General features: G+C 68.3%; 13 protein-coding genes. 9 read left to right on the top strand and 4 right to left on the bottom strand.

Features of this window, described 5'->3' with window-relative positions:
* Nucleotides 1-28 precede the first annotated feature (28 nt).
* From ACZ5XO_RS15335 to ACZ5XO_RS15325, 3 genes are all read left to right on the top strand, one after another.
* Entirely contained in the window at nucleotides 29-1,255 is a 1,227-nt protein-coding gene (locus ACZ5XO_RS15335) for a TIGR03862 family flavoprotein (RefSeq protein WP_464163243.1), read from the top strand.
* 77 nt (nucleotides 1,256-1,332) lie between these two features.
* Entirely contained in the window at nucleotides 1,333-2,988 is a 1,656-nt protein-coding gene (locus ACZ5XO_RS15330) for a M28 family peptidase (protein ID WP_464163242.1), read from the top strand.
* A 31-nt stretch (nucleotides 2,989-3,019) separates the two neighbouring features.
* The gene (locus ACZ5XO_RS15325) at nucleotides 3,020-4,165 is read left to right on the top strand and encodes a serine hydrolase domain-containing protein (protein WP_464163241.1); all 1,146 of its coding nucleotides are present in this window, start codon (nucleotides 3,020-3,022) and stop codon (nucleotides 4,163-4,165) included.
* A gap of 7 nt (nucleotides 4,166-4,172) precedes the next feature.
* On the opposite strand, the gene ACZ5XO_RS15320 is transcribed toward ACZ5XO_RS15325, so the two are convergent.
* The 3 genes from ACZ5XO_RS15320 to ACZ5XO_RS15310 form a co-directional block, all read right to left on the bottom strand.
* Complete coding sequence (locus ACZ5XO_RS15320) at nucleotides 4,173-4,724, bottom strand: YybH family protein (protein ID WP_464163240.1); 552 nt, start codon at nucleotides 4,722-4,724, stop codon at nucleotides 4,173-4,175.
* Between the two features lie 31 nt (nucleotides 4,725-4,755).
* Complete coding sequence (gene rarD, locus ACZ5XO_RS15315) at nucleotides 4,756-5,760, bottom strand: EamA family transporter RarD (RefSeq protein ID WP_464163239.1); 1,005 nt, start codon at nucleotides 5,758-5,760, stop codon at nucleotides 4,756-4,758.
* Between the two features lie 108 nt (nucleotides 5,761-5,868).
* A complete protein-coding gene (locus ACZ5XO_RS15310) occupies nucleotides 5,869-6,915 on the bottom strand; it encodes an aspartate-semialdehyde dehydrogenase (protein ID WP_464163238.1) in 1,047 nt (348 codons plus the stop codon).
* A gap of 158 nt (nucleotides 6,916-7,073) precedes the next feature.
* On the opposite strand from ACZ5XO_RS15310, the gene zapE reads away from it, so the two are divergent.
* Nucleotides 7,074-8,207, top strand: a complete 1,134-nt coding sequence (gene zapE / locus ACZ5XO_RS15305; RefSeq protein WP_464163237.1) for a cell division protein ZapE — start codon at nucleotides 7,074-7,076, stop codon at nucleotides 8,205-8,207.
* Between the two features lie 160 nt (nucleotides 8,208-8,367).
* Here the strand turns inward: zapE and mdh are convergent, their stop codons facing one another.
* The gene (gene mdh, locus ACZ5XO_RS15300) at nucleotides 8,368-9,330 is read right to left on the bottom strand and encodes a malate dehydrogenase (RefSeq protein ID WP_300197549.1); all 963 of its coding nucleotides are present in this window, start codon (nucleotides 9,328-9,330) and stop codon (nucleotides 8,368-8,370) included.
* 141 nt (nucleotides 9,331-9,471) lie between these two features.
* Here mdh and ACZ5XO_RS15295 point away from each other — a divergent pair, with 141 nt between their 5' ends.
* The 5 genes from ACZ5XO_RS15295 (at nucleotide 9,472) to sdhA (ending at nucleotide 13,396) form a co-directional block, all read left to right on the top strand.
* Entirely contained in the window at nucleotides 9,472-10,218 is a 747-nt protein-coding gene (locus ACZ5XO_RS15295; protein WP_464163236.1) for an EcsC family protein, read from the top strand.
* Nucleotides 10,215-10,631: an HIT domain-containing protein gene (locus ACZ5XO_RS15290; RefSeq protein ID WP_464163235.1), complete on the top strand. Its 417-nt coding sequence runs from the start codon at nucleotides 10,215-10,217 to the stop codon at nucleotides 10,629-10,631. Before ACZ5XO_RS15295 ends, ACZ5XO_RS15290 begins: the two co-directional genes overlap by 4 nt.
* A gap of 125 nt (nucleotides 10,632-10,756) precedes the next feature.
* Nucleotides 10,757-11,209: a succinate dehydrogenase, cytochrome b556 subunit gene (gene sdhC / locus ACZ5XO_RS15285; RefSeq protein ID WP_464163234.1), complete on the top strand. Its 453-nt coding sequence runs from the start codon at nucleotides 10,757-10,759 to the stop codon at nucleotides 11,207-11,209.
* On the top strand, nucleotides 11,206-11,604 hold the full coding sequence (locus ACZ5XO_RS15280) for a succinate dehydrogenase, hydrophobic membrane anchor protein (RefSeq protein WP_314428753.1): 399 nt from the start codon (nucleotides 11,206-11,208) through the stop codon (nucleotides 11,602-11,604). Before sdhC ends, ACZ5XO_RS15280 begins: the two co-directional genes overlap by 4 nt.
* Nucleotides 11,605-11,611: 7 nt before the next feature.
* Nucleotides 11,612-13,396 (top strand): succinate dehydrogenase flavoprotein subunit, encoded by a 1,785-nt coding sequence (sdhA, locus tag ACZ5XO_RS15275; protein ID WP_312781573.1) that lies wholly within the window; start codon nucleotides 11,612-11,614, stop codon nucleotides 13,394-13,396.
* The last annotated feature ends 3 nt before the right edge of the window (nucleotides 13,397-13,399 follow it).

Here is a 13,399-nt window from a genome sequence, read left to right as displayed (position 1 = left end):
CGCGGACGTTCCGGTCTAGGAAGGCGTGATGACCGACGCCCCTTCCTCCACACTTCCGACCGTCGCCGTGATCGGCGCGGGTCCCGCCGGGCTGATGGCCGCCGAACGGCTGGCGACCGCCGGCCTGCGTGTCGTCGTGCATGAGCGGATGCCCTCGGTCGCGCGCAAGTTCCTGATGGCCGGGCGGGGCGGATTGAACCTGACCCATTCGGAGCCGCTGGAGCCCTTTCTGAACCGCTACGACGCCCCGGCGCGGGCGCGGATCAGCGGCTGGCTGGACGCCTTCTCGCCCGCCGATCTGACCGCCTGGGCCGAGGGGATGGGGCAGGGGACCTTCGTCGGCTCCTCGGGCCGGGTCTTTCCCCGGGCCATGAAGGCCTCGCCCCTGCTGCGGGCCTGGCTGGCGCGGCTGGAAGGGCTGGGCGTCGAGATCCGCACCCGTTCGCGCTGGACCGGCTGGACTGACGGCGCCCTGAGGTTCGATACGCCCGAGGGCGAGCGGATTGAGCGCTCCGACGCCGTGATCCTGGCCCTGGGCGGCGCCAGCTGGGCCAGGCTGGGCTCTGACGCTGCATGGATTCCAGAACTGGAGGCGGCGGGCGTGTCCGTCGCCGCTTTCCGTCCCGCCAACGTCGGCTTCGACGTCGCCTGGTCGTCCCTGTTTCGCGACCGTTTCGCGGGCCAGCCGCTGAAGGGGATCGCCCTGAGTCACGCCGGGCGCACGGTGCGCGGCGAGGCCATGATCGCCGCCTACGGGATCGAGGGCGGCGCCGTCTACGCCCTGTCGGCGGACCTGCGCGACGCGGTCGCGCGCGACGGATCGGCCGTGCTGACCCTCGACCTGCGTCCGGGCCAGTCGCTTGAGACCCTGACGCGACGCCTGTCGAAACCGCGCGGCAAGGACAGCCTGTCCAATTGGCTGAGGAAGGCCGTCCATCTGGATCCGCCAGCCCTCGCCCTGCTGCGCGAGGTCGGGCCGCTGCCTACCGAACCCGCCCTGCTGGCGGCGCGGATCAAGGGCGTGAGCCTGGCCCTGACCGGGGTGCAGGGCCTGAGCCGCGCCATCTCCTCGGCCGGGGGCGTCACGCTGGACGGCGTGGACGATGGCCTGATGCTCAAGGCGCGCCCCGGCGTCTTCATCGCCGGCGAGATGCTCAACTGGGAGGCGCCGACCGGCGGCTATCTGCTGCAGGCCTGTTTCGCCTCCGGCGTCGTGGCCGCGGCGGGCGTGACGGACTGGTTCAAGACGCGCTGATCGACCAAGGCAGGGCTCGACAGCCGGATCGCCAGGGGGCAGCGTGTTCGCCTTCTCAAGCTGTTCGAGTGCGCTTCATGTCGATGTCCCGTTCCGCCGCCCTCGGCCTGATCGCCGCCCTGATGACCTCGACCTCGGCGCTGGCGCAGACTCAGCCCTCGATCGGCCGTGTCGATCCGGTCCGGCTCAGCGAGGCGACACGGGTTCTGGCCTCGGACGAGTTCGAGGGTCGCGCCCCGGTCACGCCGGGCGAAGACCGCACCATCGAATGGCTGACGCAACAGTTTCAGGCGCTCGGGCTCGAACCCGGCGGCCCCGACGGGTCCTGGGTGCAGGTGGCCCAGGTCAGCCGCACCAGCCAGGACGGCCCGGCGACGATCAGCGTCACGGCGAATGGTCAGAGCACCGCCCTGCAGCGCGCGACCGACGTCATCGTCTCCTCGGACCGCCCGGTCAGCCACATCTCGCTCAAGGACGCGCCCCTGGTCTTCGTCGGCTATGGCGTCGATGCGCCCGAGCGCGGCTGGGACGACTACAAGGGCGTCGATCTGGCCGGCAAGATCATGCTGGTTCTGGTCAACGACCCCGACTTCGGCGCGCCGGAAGGCCATCCGGTCGCCGGCAAGTTCGACGGTCAGGCCATGACCTTCTATGGCCGCTGGACCTACAAGTTCCAGGTCGCGGCGGCGCACGGAGCGGCGGGCGTCTTGGTCATCCACGACACGCCGGGCGCGGGCTATCCCTGGTCGACGCTGCAAAACTCCTCGACGGCGCCCAAGTTCGACATCGTCCGCGCCGATCCGGACAAGGAACGCGTCGCGGCCCAGGGCTGGATCCAGGGCGCGGTCGCCGAAAAACTGTTCCAGGACGCCGGCCTCGACTTCGAGGCGCTGAAGGCTCAGGCGCGCACGCCTGACTTCCGCCCTGTGGCGCTGGACGGCGTCACCATGTCCATCGACTTCGGCCAGAAGGCGGACCGGGTGCAGACCCGCAACGTCATCGCCCGCCTGCCGGGCGCGGCCCACCCGGACGAAACGGTCATGTTCGGCGCCCACTGGGACGCCTATGGCCGCGCCACGCCCAAGAACGGCGACGACATCTATAACGGCGCCGTGGACAACGCGACGGGCGTCGCCGCGGTGCTGGAGCTGGCCCGCCTGTTCGCCGAAGGCCCGCGCCCCGAACGCTCGACCGTCTTCGTCAGCTGGGCCGCCGAGGAGACCAGCCTGCTGGGCGCGGAATACTACGCCGCCAATCCGGTCTGGCCGCTGGAGACCACGGTGGCCAACATCAATATGGACAGCCTGCTGCCGGGAACCGAGATCGACCCCAACATCGTCGTCATCGGCGCGGGCAAGAATGATCTGGACGACCGGCTGGCCGTCTTCGCCGGACGCGAGGGCCGTCGCCTGATCCCCGACCCTGCGCCCCAGGCCGGGGCCTTCTATCGCTCGGACCACTTCCCGCTGGCGAGGAAGGGCGTGCCGGCTCTGTTCGCTGCAGCGGGCTTCACCGGCCATAATGCCGCCAGCCGGGACTATGTGGCCAACCGCTATCATCAGCCGACGGACGAATGGACGCCGGAATGGAAGATGGACGCCGCCGCCGCCGATGTTCAGCTGCTGTACGAGGTCGGTTCCGCCCTGGCCAACTCGCGCGACTGGCCCGCGTGGAAGCCGGGCGACGAGTTCGAGGCGGCGCGCAACGCTTCAGCGGCCGCCCGCAAGCCGTGACCTGAAGCGCCCGACGCGCTAGACCCCCGGCATGACCCAAACGCCCGAAATCCACGGCCTCTGCCCCGCCCGTTTCAATGCGGTGAAGGACGCCTTCGCCGCCAACTTCACCGACGCCCCCGAGGGGCTGAACGAGCTGGCGGCGCGGTTCAGCGTGACCATCGACGGCGAGGTCGCGGTCGATCTATGGGCCGGGTCGGCTGATCTGGCGGGAAGCCAGCCTTTCACCGACAAGAGCCTGGTTCCGGTCTTCTCGACCGGCAAAGCGGTCATGGCCCTGATGATCGCGCGCTGCGTGGACAAGGGTCTTCTGTCCTATGAGGACCGGGTCGCGGACCACTGGCCCGCTTTCGGGGCGGCGGGCAAGGACCGCCTGACCGTCGGCCAGTTGATGAGCCACCAGTCGGGCTTGCCCGGCTTCGACGGCGGGGTCGAGCCCGAGATCTGGTTCGACCGCCAGGCGGTGCTGGACCGGCTGGCGGCTCAGGCCCCGCTATGGGAGCCAGGGACGGCCTCGGGCTATCATCCCATCACCATCGGCTATCTGGCGGGTGAGCTGTTCCGCATCGTCGATGGACGCAGCATGGGGACGGCTCTGCGCGAGGACTTCGCCCGGCCCTTTGATCTGGACCTGTGGATCGGCCTGCCCGAGAGCGAGCATGGGCGGGTGGCCCAGCTTCGCAAACCGGCGGCCGCCCCGGACCTCGGCCCCATCGACGTGATCAAGAAGGCCGCCTTCCTGGATCGTGGTTCGGCGCCGGGCGGACGCGGCTCGACCGAATGGCGGATGGCGGAAATCCCCTCGGCTAACCTGCATGGCACGGCGAAGGATCTGGCGCGGATGATGTCGATCATCGCCACCGGCGGCGCGCTGGATGACCTGTCCGTCCTGTCGCAGCAGACCCTGACCCAGGCCACGCGCGAACGCATCCACGGTCAGGACAAGGTCCTGCCCTATGTCATGAGCTGGGGCGCAGGCTTCACGCGCAACGCGGGCCTGAACGTCTTCGGACCCAATCCGGAGGCCGTGGGTCACTGCGGTTGGGGCGGGTCGATGGCTTTCGCCGATCCGGCGACGGGGGTTTCGGCGGCCTATGTCATGACCCGCCAGTCACCGCACCTGATCGGCGACCCGCGCGCCCTGCGTCTGATCGAAGCCCTCTACGCGGCCCTTTAGACGTTGGTCAGGCGTTCGGCCCCCAGGCCAGCTGGTCGTGGACGATGCGCCAGCCGTCCTCGGTGCGCCGCAGAACGCGGGTGAACAGGCCGCGATCGGTCTTGCCTTCGCGGCGCATGACTACCCGGCCCGAGACCACGGTGGTGTTGACGTCGAACTGCAGAGTCTCGAACCACTCATAGGTCATCTGGCCCAGGCCGCCGGGCTGGGCGGCGCGGGCCTGAAGCGCGGCGCGCACGCTGTCCGGCCCCTTCAGCGGGGTGTCCCCCAGAAAAACCAGTAGAGGCTCGTCCTGAACATAGGTGGCCATGACCGCCTCGACGTCGCCCGAGGACCAGGCCTCGGCGGCGGCGTCCAGGGTGTTGCTGACCGCGTCGAAGGTCTCGGCAGTGGTCGGCACGGCGACCGGCGGCGCCAGCGGCGCAGGCGCTTCGGTCCGGGCGGTGCGGATGACCTCATCCCCACCGACGCTCTGGGCGCAGGCGGTCGAACCGGTCGCCAGGGCGACGGCCACGACGAGGGAGCGGGCGAGGGCGGCGAGAGGGCGAGCGCGGATCATCGCCCTTTCTAGGCTGGAACCGCGTCCGATCTCAACGCGAAGGACGCGCTTCCTCGTCCAGGGCCGCCATGCGGTCCTCGGCCGGGTCATCCAGCAGGCCGGGTTCAGGCGCGACGATCGTCTCGGCGGTGCGGCTGGCGCGGCGCACCTTGAGCACAGCGCCGACGGCGAAGACGACGGCGCCCAGCCAGATGAAGGCGAAGGAGGCGATGCGCAGCGCCCCCAGAGCCTCGCCCTGAACCATGCCGATGAAGAAGACGATGGTCGGGGCCAGGAACTGAAGGAAGCCCATGCTGGACAGGGGCATCCGCCGCGCCGCCCAGGCGAAGAGGGCCAGCGGGATGACGGTCGCCGGACCGGCGAACAGCAGCCAGAAGGTGGCGGCGGGCGAGGCGATGAAATGCCCCTGACCCGTCGCCTCGATGAAGATGACCCAGGCCAGGCCGGGCGCGGCCAGTAGCAGACACTCCATGAACAGCCCCGTCTGGGCGTCGACCGAGACGCGCTTGCGGATAATGCCATAGGCCGCGAAGCTGAAGGCCAGCAGCAGGGACACCCAGGGGGCGTGGCCAAGCGCCAGGGTCTGCAGCACCACGCCGACGGCCGCCAGACCGATGGCGGCGGCGCCGAAGCGGTCGATCCGTTCACGGAACAGCCAGGCTCCGGCGGCCATGTTGAGCAGGGGATTGAGATAGTAGCCGAGCGAGGCGTCCAGCGTCCGCCCATTGTTCACCGCCACCACATAGGTGGTCCAGTTGGTGGCGATCAGCACCGCCGACAGGGCCAGCCAGCCCAGCACCTTGGGCTGGCGGAAAACGGCTAGAACTTGCGTCCACTGGCGGGCGATCAGCACCAGCAACAGGGCCCACAGCACGCCCCAGACGGCGCGGTGGCCCATGATCTCCCAGGCGTCGGCGCCCTGATGCGCCATCTGCTGGAAGACCAGGGGGATGAAGCCCCAAAGCAGATAGCAGCCCACCCCCGCCATCAGGGCGGCGCGGGCTTCGGACGAGGTCGGGGAGGGGGACGCGGTCACGGCGGACCTTTCGACCTCCGCCGCAGGCATGCGCGACGGAGGCTTCAAGAGAAACACAAAGCCCCTCAAGCAACCCCGCGCCGCGCGCGGGGCGTCAGGGGCCCCTTCTTACACAGTCAGGCTGCGATAGCCGCTGGACGGGGTGATGGTCCCGGTCTCGTCCAGCAGCTGGGCGATCTGGACGGCGTTCAGAGCCGCGCCCTTGCGCAGGTTGTCGCCAACGACCCAGAAGCTCAGGCCGTTCTTGACGGTCGGGTCCTTGCGGATGCGGCTGACATAGACGGCGTGCTCGCCGGCGACGTCGACCGGGGTGATGTAGCCGTCGTGCTCCAGCTTATCGACGACCAGGACGCCCGGGGCCTCGCGCAGGATCTCGCGGGCCTCGTCCGGCTCGATCGGGCGATCGAACTCGACCGTCACCGCCTCTGAGTGGCCGACGAAGACCGGCACGCGGACGCAGGTCACGGTCAGCTTGATCGACGGGTCGATCATTTTGTGCGTCTCGTTCCACATCTTGGCTTCTTCATCGGTGTAGCCGTCGTCGTTGAACGACCCGATGTAGGGAATGACGTTGAAGGCGATCTGCTTGGGGAACTTCTTGGGCGTGGCGTCGCCCAGGCCGTAGATGGCCTTGGTCTGGTTCCACAGCTCGTCCATGCCTTCCTTGCCGGCGCCCGACACGGACTGATAGGTCGAGACCACCACGCGCTTCACCTTGGCCGCGTCATGCAGGGGCTTCAGCGCCACGACCAGCTGGGCCGTCGAGCAGTTGGGGTTGGCGACGATGTTCTTCTTCTTCGCGTCCTTGACCGCGTCCGGGTTCACTTCCGGCACGATCAGCGGCACGTCCGGGTCCATGCGGAAGGCCGAGGAGTTGTCGATGACGATGGGACCGGCCTTGCCGATCTTTTCCGACCAGGCCTTGGACACCGAGCCGCCGGCGCTCATCAGCACCACGTCCACGGTCGAGAAGTCGAACTGCTCCAGGTCCTCGCACTTCAGCGTCTTGTCGCCGAAGGCCACCTCGACGCCCTTGGATTTTCGCGAGGCGATCGCATGCATTTTATCGACCGGGAAGTTCAGCTCCTCGATGATGTTCAGCATTTCCCGGCCGACATTGCCGGTGGCGCCCACGATGGCGACGCGATAGCCCATGATGAAAATATCCTTGTAAGGGCGTTGGGGAGAAAAGCGGTTCTGCATTTGGGTCTTTCGCAGGCGCGAAGCAACCGGTTTTCGCCAAATTGCCGCTTCAGAAGGCATGAAACCGCTCCGCCTTTCCTGATCCGCCCCTTGGGGCTATGCCGCTGACCATGACCTCCCGCATCCGCAACGCCTACGACATCCGCGTCGAAGAGGGCGTCATCGCCCCTGATCCTCAGCAACTGGACCTCCTGACCGCGCTGGAAAGGCTGGAAGCGGACCTGTCGAAGAAGGGCCTGTTCGGCCGCCCGCCCGAGGTCAGGGGCATCTACATCTGGGGACCACCGGGGCGCGGCAAGTCGATGCTGATGGACCTCTTCTATTCGGCCACGCCCGAGCAGAAGAAGGTGCGCGCCCACTTCCACGCCTTCATGGCCCGCATCCACGACCTGGTGAAACAGTGGCGGGACGGCGACAGTCGCACCCGCAAGGCCGTGTTCGGGACCAGCAAGGGCGACGACCCCATTCCGCCGATCGCGGCCCTGATCGCCTCCGAAGCCCGCCTGCTGTGCTTTGACGAGCTGCAGGTCACCGACATCGCCGACGCCATGATCCTGGGCCGGCTGTTCGAGGCCCTGTTCGAGAAGCGGGTGGTTCTGGCCGTCACCTCGAACCGCGCGCCGGAAGACCTCTACAAGAACGGCATCAACCGCCAGCTCTTCCTGCCCTTCATCGACATCCTGCGCGAGCGTTGCGAGGTGGTGGAGACGGCGGGAGCGCGGGACTTCCGTCTGGACCGCATGGCGGGGGCCAAGGTCTGGTTCTCGCCGCTGGACGAGGCGGCGCGTGACGGCTTCGAGACCCTGTGGTCGGACCTCAGGGGCGGCGAGCCGGAAGAACCCGTCGCCCTGCCCGTCCTGGGCCGTCAGGTTCGGGTGCAGCGCACGGTCGGCGGCATGGCGCGGGCCAGCTTCAACGAGTTGTGCGGGTCGCCGCTGGGACCGCAGGACTATCTGGCGATCGCCCGGCGCTTCCACACCCTCTTCCTGTCCGACGTCCCGACCCTCAGCCCCGCCAACCACCATGAGGCGCGGCGCCTGGTGACCCTGATCGACGCGCTCTATGAGGCGAAGACCCGGCTGGTGGTCCTGGCCGAGGCCGAGCCGGAAGCCCTCTACGCCGAGGGCGTCGGCGCCTTCGAATTCGAGCGCACGGTGTCGCGCCTGAACGAGATGCGCAGCGCCTCGTGGCTGGAACAGCGGGGCGAGGACGACGAAGTGGAGGCGGAGGCGGTTCACGCCTGAGCCTTGCCCCGCCCCCCCGGCGGACGCCGGGATGAGCGGCTTCAAGCGATGGCGCACGAAAAAGGGCCGCACCTTCCAGCGCGACCCCTTCCGTATTCAAACGCTTAAGCGCTCAAGCAGCGCGGCTCCGCGAGCCGCGCGATAGCGCCCCTTCGTTGGCTTAAGCCAGCGACGGCTCAATGTCCTTGCAGGCCTGGATCAGGCCGTTCACCGACTCGACCGACTTGGCGAACATGGCCTTCTCGTCGTCGTTGGTGGTGAACTCGACGATCTTCTCGACGCCGGCGGCGCCGATCAGGGCCGGGACGCCCACGTAAAGATCGGACAGGCCGTACTCGCCCGACAGCCAGACGGCGCAAGGCAGGACGCGCTTCTGGTCCAGCAGGTAGGACTTGGCCATCGCAATCGCGCTTTCGGCCGGGGCGTAGAAGGCCGAGCCGGTCTTCAGCAGGGCCACGATCTCGCCGCCGCCCTTGCGGGTGCGCTCGACGATGGCGTCCAGGTCGGCTTGCGACAGGAAGCCGGCGGCGACGGCGTCCGGCAGCGGCAGGCCGCCGACGGTCGAGTGGCGCACCATCGGCACCATGTCGTCGCCGTGACCGCCCAGGGTCCAGGCGTGGATGTCCTGCACCGAGACGCCGGTCTTTTCAGCCAGGAAGTAGGCGAAGCGGGCCGAGTCCAGCACGCCGGCCATGCCCACGACCTTCTCCTTGGGCAGGCCCGAGAACTTCTGCAGGGCCCAGACCATGGCGTCGAGCGGGTTGGTGATGCAGATGACGAAGGCGTTGGGGGCGTGGGCCTTGATGCCTTCGCCGACGGCCTTCATGACCTTCAGGTTGATGCCGATCAGGTCGTCGCGGCTCATGCCCGGCTTGCGCGGCACGCCGGCGGTGACGATGCAGACGTCGGCGCCCGCGATGTCGGCGTAGTCGTTGGCGCCCTTCAGGGCCACGTCCTGACCGAAGACGGCCGAGGCTTCGGCGATGTCGAGGGCTTTGCCTTGCGGCGTGCCTTCGGCGATGTCGAACAGGATGACGTCGCCCAGCGCTTCGCGCGCGGCCACGTGGGCCAGGGTTCCGCCGATCATTCCGGCGCCGATGAGGGCGATCTTCGCGCGAGCCATACAGGTCTCTCCAGTCGATGTTGCGTGTGCGAAACGGTACTCGATGGCGGGCGGTCTAGACCCGCAAGGGAGCGGGAGCAAGCGCCGGGCGTTGCGCCTTTGGTCGGCCCCTGCGAGGGTCGCCGCATCCAGAGGGGCATGATGACCGCCACGGAAGACGACCGACAATATGAAGCCCGCGTCCTCGGGGAAGCCGAAGCCTGGCGTGAACGCCAGCTGCGTCGTCCCGGCCTGTGGGACACGACCACCCGCGCCGCCCAGGACCGGATCAACAGGATCATCCCCGAACGGGTGCATCAGATCGTCACCTCCGGCGTCGAGCTGACCACGCGGGGCATCATGGCCGGGGCTGAATGGACCACGGCCAAGCCCCTGCTGCACGGCGACCTGAGGACGCGCGAAGACCTGATCCGCACCCGCATCGACCTCTATCGCACCACGGCCAGCGCCGAGGGCGGGGTGGCGGGGGCGGGCGGCTTCCTGCTGGCGGCGGCGGACTTCCCGGCCCTTCTGGCCATCAAGGTCAAGCTGCTGGCCGAGATCGGCGCCCTTTACGGCCACTCGGGCAAGAGCCTGGCGGAGCGGCTCTATCTGCTGCGCATCTTCCAGCTGGCCTTTTCCAGCGCCAAGCATCGGCCCGAGGCCCTGTCCGCGCTGGAGGCGGCGGGACGCGGCCTGCACCAGCCCGAACGCATCCAGGACTTCGACTGGCGCAAGTTCCAGCTGGAGTACCGGGACTACATCGACCTGGCCAAACTGGCCCAGCTGATCCCGGTCATCGGGGCGCCGGTCGGGGCCGTGGTCAACTGGCGGCTGACGACCCGGCTGGCGACGACGGCGATGAACGCCTATCGCCTGCGCTGGTTCGAGGACGAGCATCTGACATGACTGAATTCAAAGCTGACCCCGCCTTTGAGGCCGGATCCGTCTTCGCCGTCGATTGGCCCCTGTGCCAGGTCCGGCTGCAGGACGACGCCCGTTTCCCCTGGCTGATCCTGCTGCCCCGCGTCGAGGGGGCGGTCGAACTGGACGATCTGACCGCGGAACAGCGTGCGGTCCTTATGGAAGAGGTGGTGCGGGCCGGAGAGGTGGTGCGCGCCCTCGCCGACGCGGCGGGACGCCCCATCGACAAGCTGAACACGGCGGCCCTGGGCAACGTCACCCGCCAGCTTCACGTCCATGTCGTCGGCCGCCGCCGCGACGACGGCCTGTGGCCCGACCCGATCTGGGGCCGCCCCGGCGCCGTGCGGCTGGCGGAGCCCGATCGAGAGGTCTTGTTGCGAGCGATTCGCGAGGCCTGATCAGGAAATTGCGATCAGCGCCGCTTATCCGGCCCGGTTCGTTGACACCCGGCCTTTGCGGTCACTAAAGCCTATCGCACTGCAACCGGACCTGTTTTTCCACAGGTTTTTTGAGAACCATTCGCATGTCGAACCTTCCCCAGGGTGCGGGCGACCCCACTGGCCGCTACGTCCGCCATCCCAATGGCCATGTGGCGCCGATGTCGCCCTTCACCGACGTCTGGCGGTGGCACATCACCATGACGGCCTCCATCCTGTTCCGCGTCACCATTGGCGCGGCCACGGTCGGCGCCGTCCTGCTGCTGGCCTGGGTCGCGGCGGTCGCGGCGGGGCCCGAGGCCTACGCCAAGGTTCTGGCCTGCTCGGCCTCGCCCTTTGGTCTCTTCATCTGGTTCGGCCTGTCGCTGGTGGTCTTCTCCTTCCTGCTGAACGGCGCCCGCCACCTGATCAACGACGCCGGCAAGGGCCTTGATCTGAAGTCCGCCAATCTGATGGCCAACATCGCCGTCTGGGGCCCCCTGGTCCTGACCATGCTGTTCTGGGTCGTCCTGTTCGCCGCCGGAAAGGTTTCGCTGTGAGCGCCGCCCCCAAGTTCAAGAACCATGTGAAGATCTCGGAGCGCCACGGCGCCGGCGAGTGGAAGATCGAGAAGCTGGCCCTGCTGGCCCTGATGCCGCTGGGCCTGTGGGTCCTGTCGTCGGGCTTCACCCTGGCCGGCGCCGGCTATGAGGCCGTGCTCGCCTGGTTCGGCAACGCCCTGAACGCCGGCCTGCTGGGCCTGACCGCCATCGTCTTCTTCCTGTTCGCCAGCCTGGCCTGGAAGGTGATCATCGAGGACTACGTCCCGACGCCCTCGGCCCGGACGACCCTGATCAACCTGTCGAACCTCGTCTTCCTGGTGCTGGCCGCCGCCAGCATCTTCTTCATCGTGCGTGTGGCGATGGGCTCCGCCCCGCTGCCCGCCGGAGTCTGATCCCGTCATGGCTGCTTACGAGCTTATCGATCACGAATACGACGTCGTCGTCGTCGGCGCGGGCGGTTCGGGTCTCCGTGCCGCCTTGGGCGCGGCGCAACAGGGCCTGAAGGTCGCCTGCGTCACCAAGGTCTTCCCCACGCGCTCGCACACCGTTGCGGCCCAGGGCGGCATCTCCGCCTCGCTCGGCAACATGGGCGAGGACAGCTGGCAGTGGCACATGTACGACACCGTCAAGGGGTCGGACTGGCTGGGCGACCAGGACGCCATCGAATACCTGGTCCGTAACGCGCCCAAGGCCGTCTACGAGCTGGAACACTGGGGCGTGCCCTTCTCGCGCACCGAAGAAGGCAAGATCTACCAGCGCGCCTTCGGCGGCATGACCCGCAACTTCGGCGAAGGCCCGGTGCAGCGCACCTGCGCCGCCGCCGACCGCACCGGCCACGCCATCCTGCACACCCTGTACGGCCAGTCGGTCCGCCGCGAAGTGAAGTTCTTCGTCGAATACTTCGCCCTGGACCTGATCATGCAGGACGGCGCCTGCACTGGCGTCACCGCCCTGCAGCTCGACACCGGCCAACTGCACCAGTTCCGCGCCAAGATGGTGGTGCTGGCGACCGGCGGTTACGGCCGCGCCTACTTCTCGGCCACCTCGGCCCACACTTGCACCGGCGACGGCAACGCCATGGTGCTGCGCGCCGGCCTGCCGCTGCAGGACATGGAGTTCGTGCAGTTCCACCCGACCGGCATCTATGGCGCCGGCTGCCTGATCACCGAGGGCGCCCGCGGCGAGGGCGGCTATCTGACCAACTCGGAAGGCGAACGCTTCATGGAGCGCTATGCGCCGACCGTGAAGGACCTGGCCCCGCGCGACATGGTCAGCCGCTCCATGACCATCGAAATCCGCGAAGGTCGCGGCGTGGGTCCGAACAAGGACCACATCTTCCTGCACCTGGATCACCTGGATCCCAAGATCCTGCACGCCCGCCTGCCGGGCATCTCGGAGTCGGCCAAGATCTTCGCCGGCGTCGACGTGACCAAGGAGCCGATCCCGGTCCTGCCGACCGTCCACTACAACATGGGCGGCATCCCGACGAACTACCACGGCGAGGTGCTGACGCTGCGCGACGGCAACCCCGACAGCGTGGTTCCGGGCCTGATGGCCGTGGGCGAAGCCGCCTGCGTCTCGGTGCACGGCGCCAACCGCCTGGGCTCCAACTCGCTGACCGACCTGGTCGTGTTCGGCCGCGCCGTCGGCCTGCGCTGCGGCGAGGTCGTGGACAAGGCCTCGGCCGTCCCGGCTGCGCCCAAGGCGACCACCGACGCCCACCTGGCCCGCCTCGACCGCTTCCGCAACGCCTCGGGTTCGACCCCGACCGCCAAGCTGCGCCTTGAGATGCAGCGCGCCATGCAGTCGGACGCCGCCGTCTTCCGCACCGGCAAGACCCTGGACGAAGGCGTTCAGAAGCTGCGCTCGATCGACGCCGCCGGCGCCGACATCAAGACCACCGATCGCGGCCTGATCTGGAATACGGATCTGATGGAGACGCTGGAGTACGACAACCTGATCGCCCAGGCTCTGGTCACCATCGAAGGCGCGGCCAACCGCACGGAATCGCGCGGCGCCCACGCCCGCGAGGACTATCCGGACCGCGACGACGTCAACTGGATGAAACACACCCTGGCCTGGAAGCGTCCGGGCGAAGGCGTCCAGATCGATTATCGTCCGGTGCACAAGTACACGATGTCCGACGAAGTCGCCTACATCGAGCCCAAGGCTCGGGTCTACTAAGGG

It is taken from the genome of Brevundimonas sp. T2-11 (assembly GCF_055397675.1).
Note: the sequence above shows the minus strand (reverse complement) of the source record. Positions and strands in the feature narration are given on the sequence as shown.

Excerpts from the sequence above, each read along its gene's own strand:
- ACZ5XO_RS15335 (WP_464163243.1), top strand. The coding sequence starts at position 29 with ATGACCGACGCCCCTTCCTCCACACTTCCGACCGTCGCCGTGATCGGC.
- ACZ5XO_RS15330 (WP_464163242.1), top strand. The coding sequence starts at position 1,333 with ATGTCGATGTCCCGTTCCGCCGCCCTCGGCCTGATCGCCGCCCTGATG.
- ACZ5XO_RS15325 (WP_464163241.1), top strand. The coding sequence starts at position 3,020 with ATGACCCAAACGCCCGAAATCCACGGCCTCTGCCCCGCCCGTTTCAAT.
- ACZ5XO_RS15320 (WP_464163240.1), bottom strand. The coding sequence starts at position 4,724 with ATGATCCGCGCTCGCCCTCTCGCCGCCCTCGCCCGCTCCCTCGTCGTG.
- ACZ5XO_RS15310 (WP_464163238.1), bottom strand. The coding sequence starts at position 6,915 with ATGGGCTATCGCGTCGCCATCGTGGGCGCCACCGGCAATGTCGGCCGG.
- zapE (WP_464163237.1), top strand. The coding sequence starts at position 7,074 with ATGACCTCCCGCATCCGCAACGCCTACGACATCCGCGTCGAAGAGGGC.
- mdh (WP_300197549.1), bottom strand. The coding sequence starts at position 9,330 with ATGGCTCGCGCGAAGATCGCCCTCATCGGCGCCGGAATGATCGGCGGA.
- ACZ5XO_RS15295 (WP_464163236.1), top strand. The coding sequence starts at position 9,472 with ATGACCGCCACGGAAGACGACCGACAATATGAAGCCCGCGTCCTCGGG.
- ACZ5XO_RS15290 (WP_464163235.1), top strand. The coding sequence starts at position 10,215 with ATGACTGAATTCAAAGCTGACCCCGCCTTTGAGGCCGGATCCGTCTTC.
- sdhC (WP_464163234.1), top strand. The coding sequence starts at position 10,757 with ATGTCGAACCTTCCCCAGGGTGCGGGCGACCCCACTGGCCGCTACGTC.
- sdhA (WP_312781573.1), top strand. The coding sequence starts at position 11,612 with ATGGCTGCTTACGAGCTTATCGATCACGAATACGACGTCGTCGTCGTC.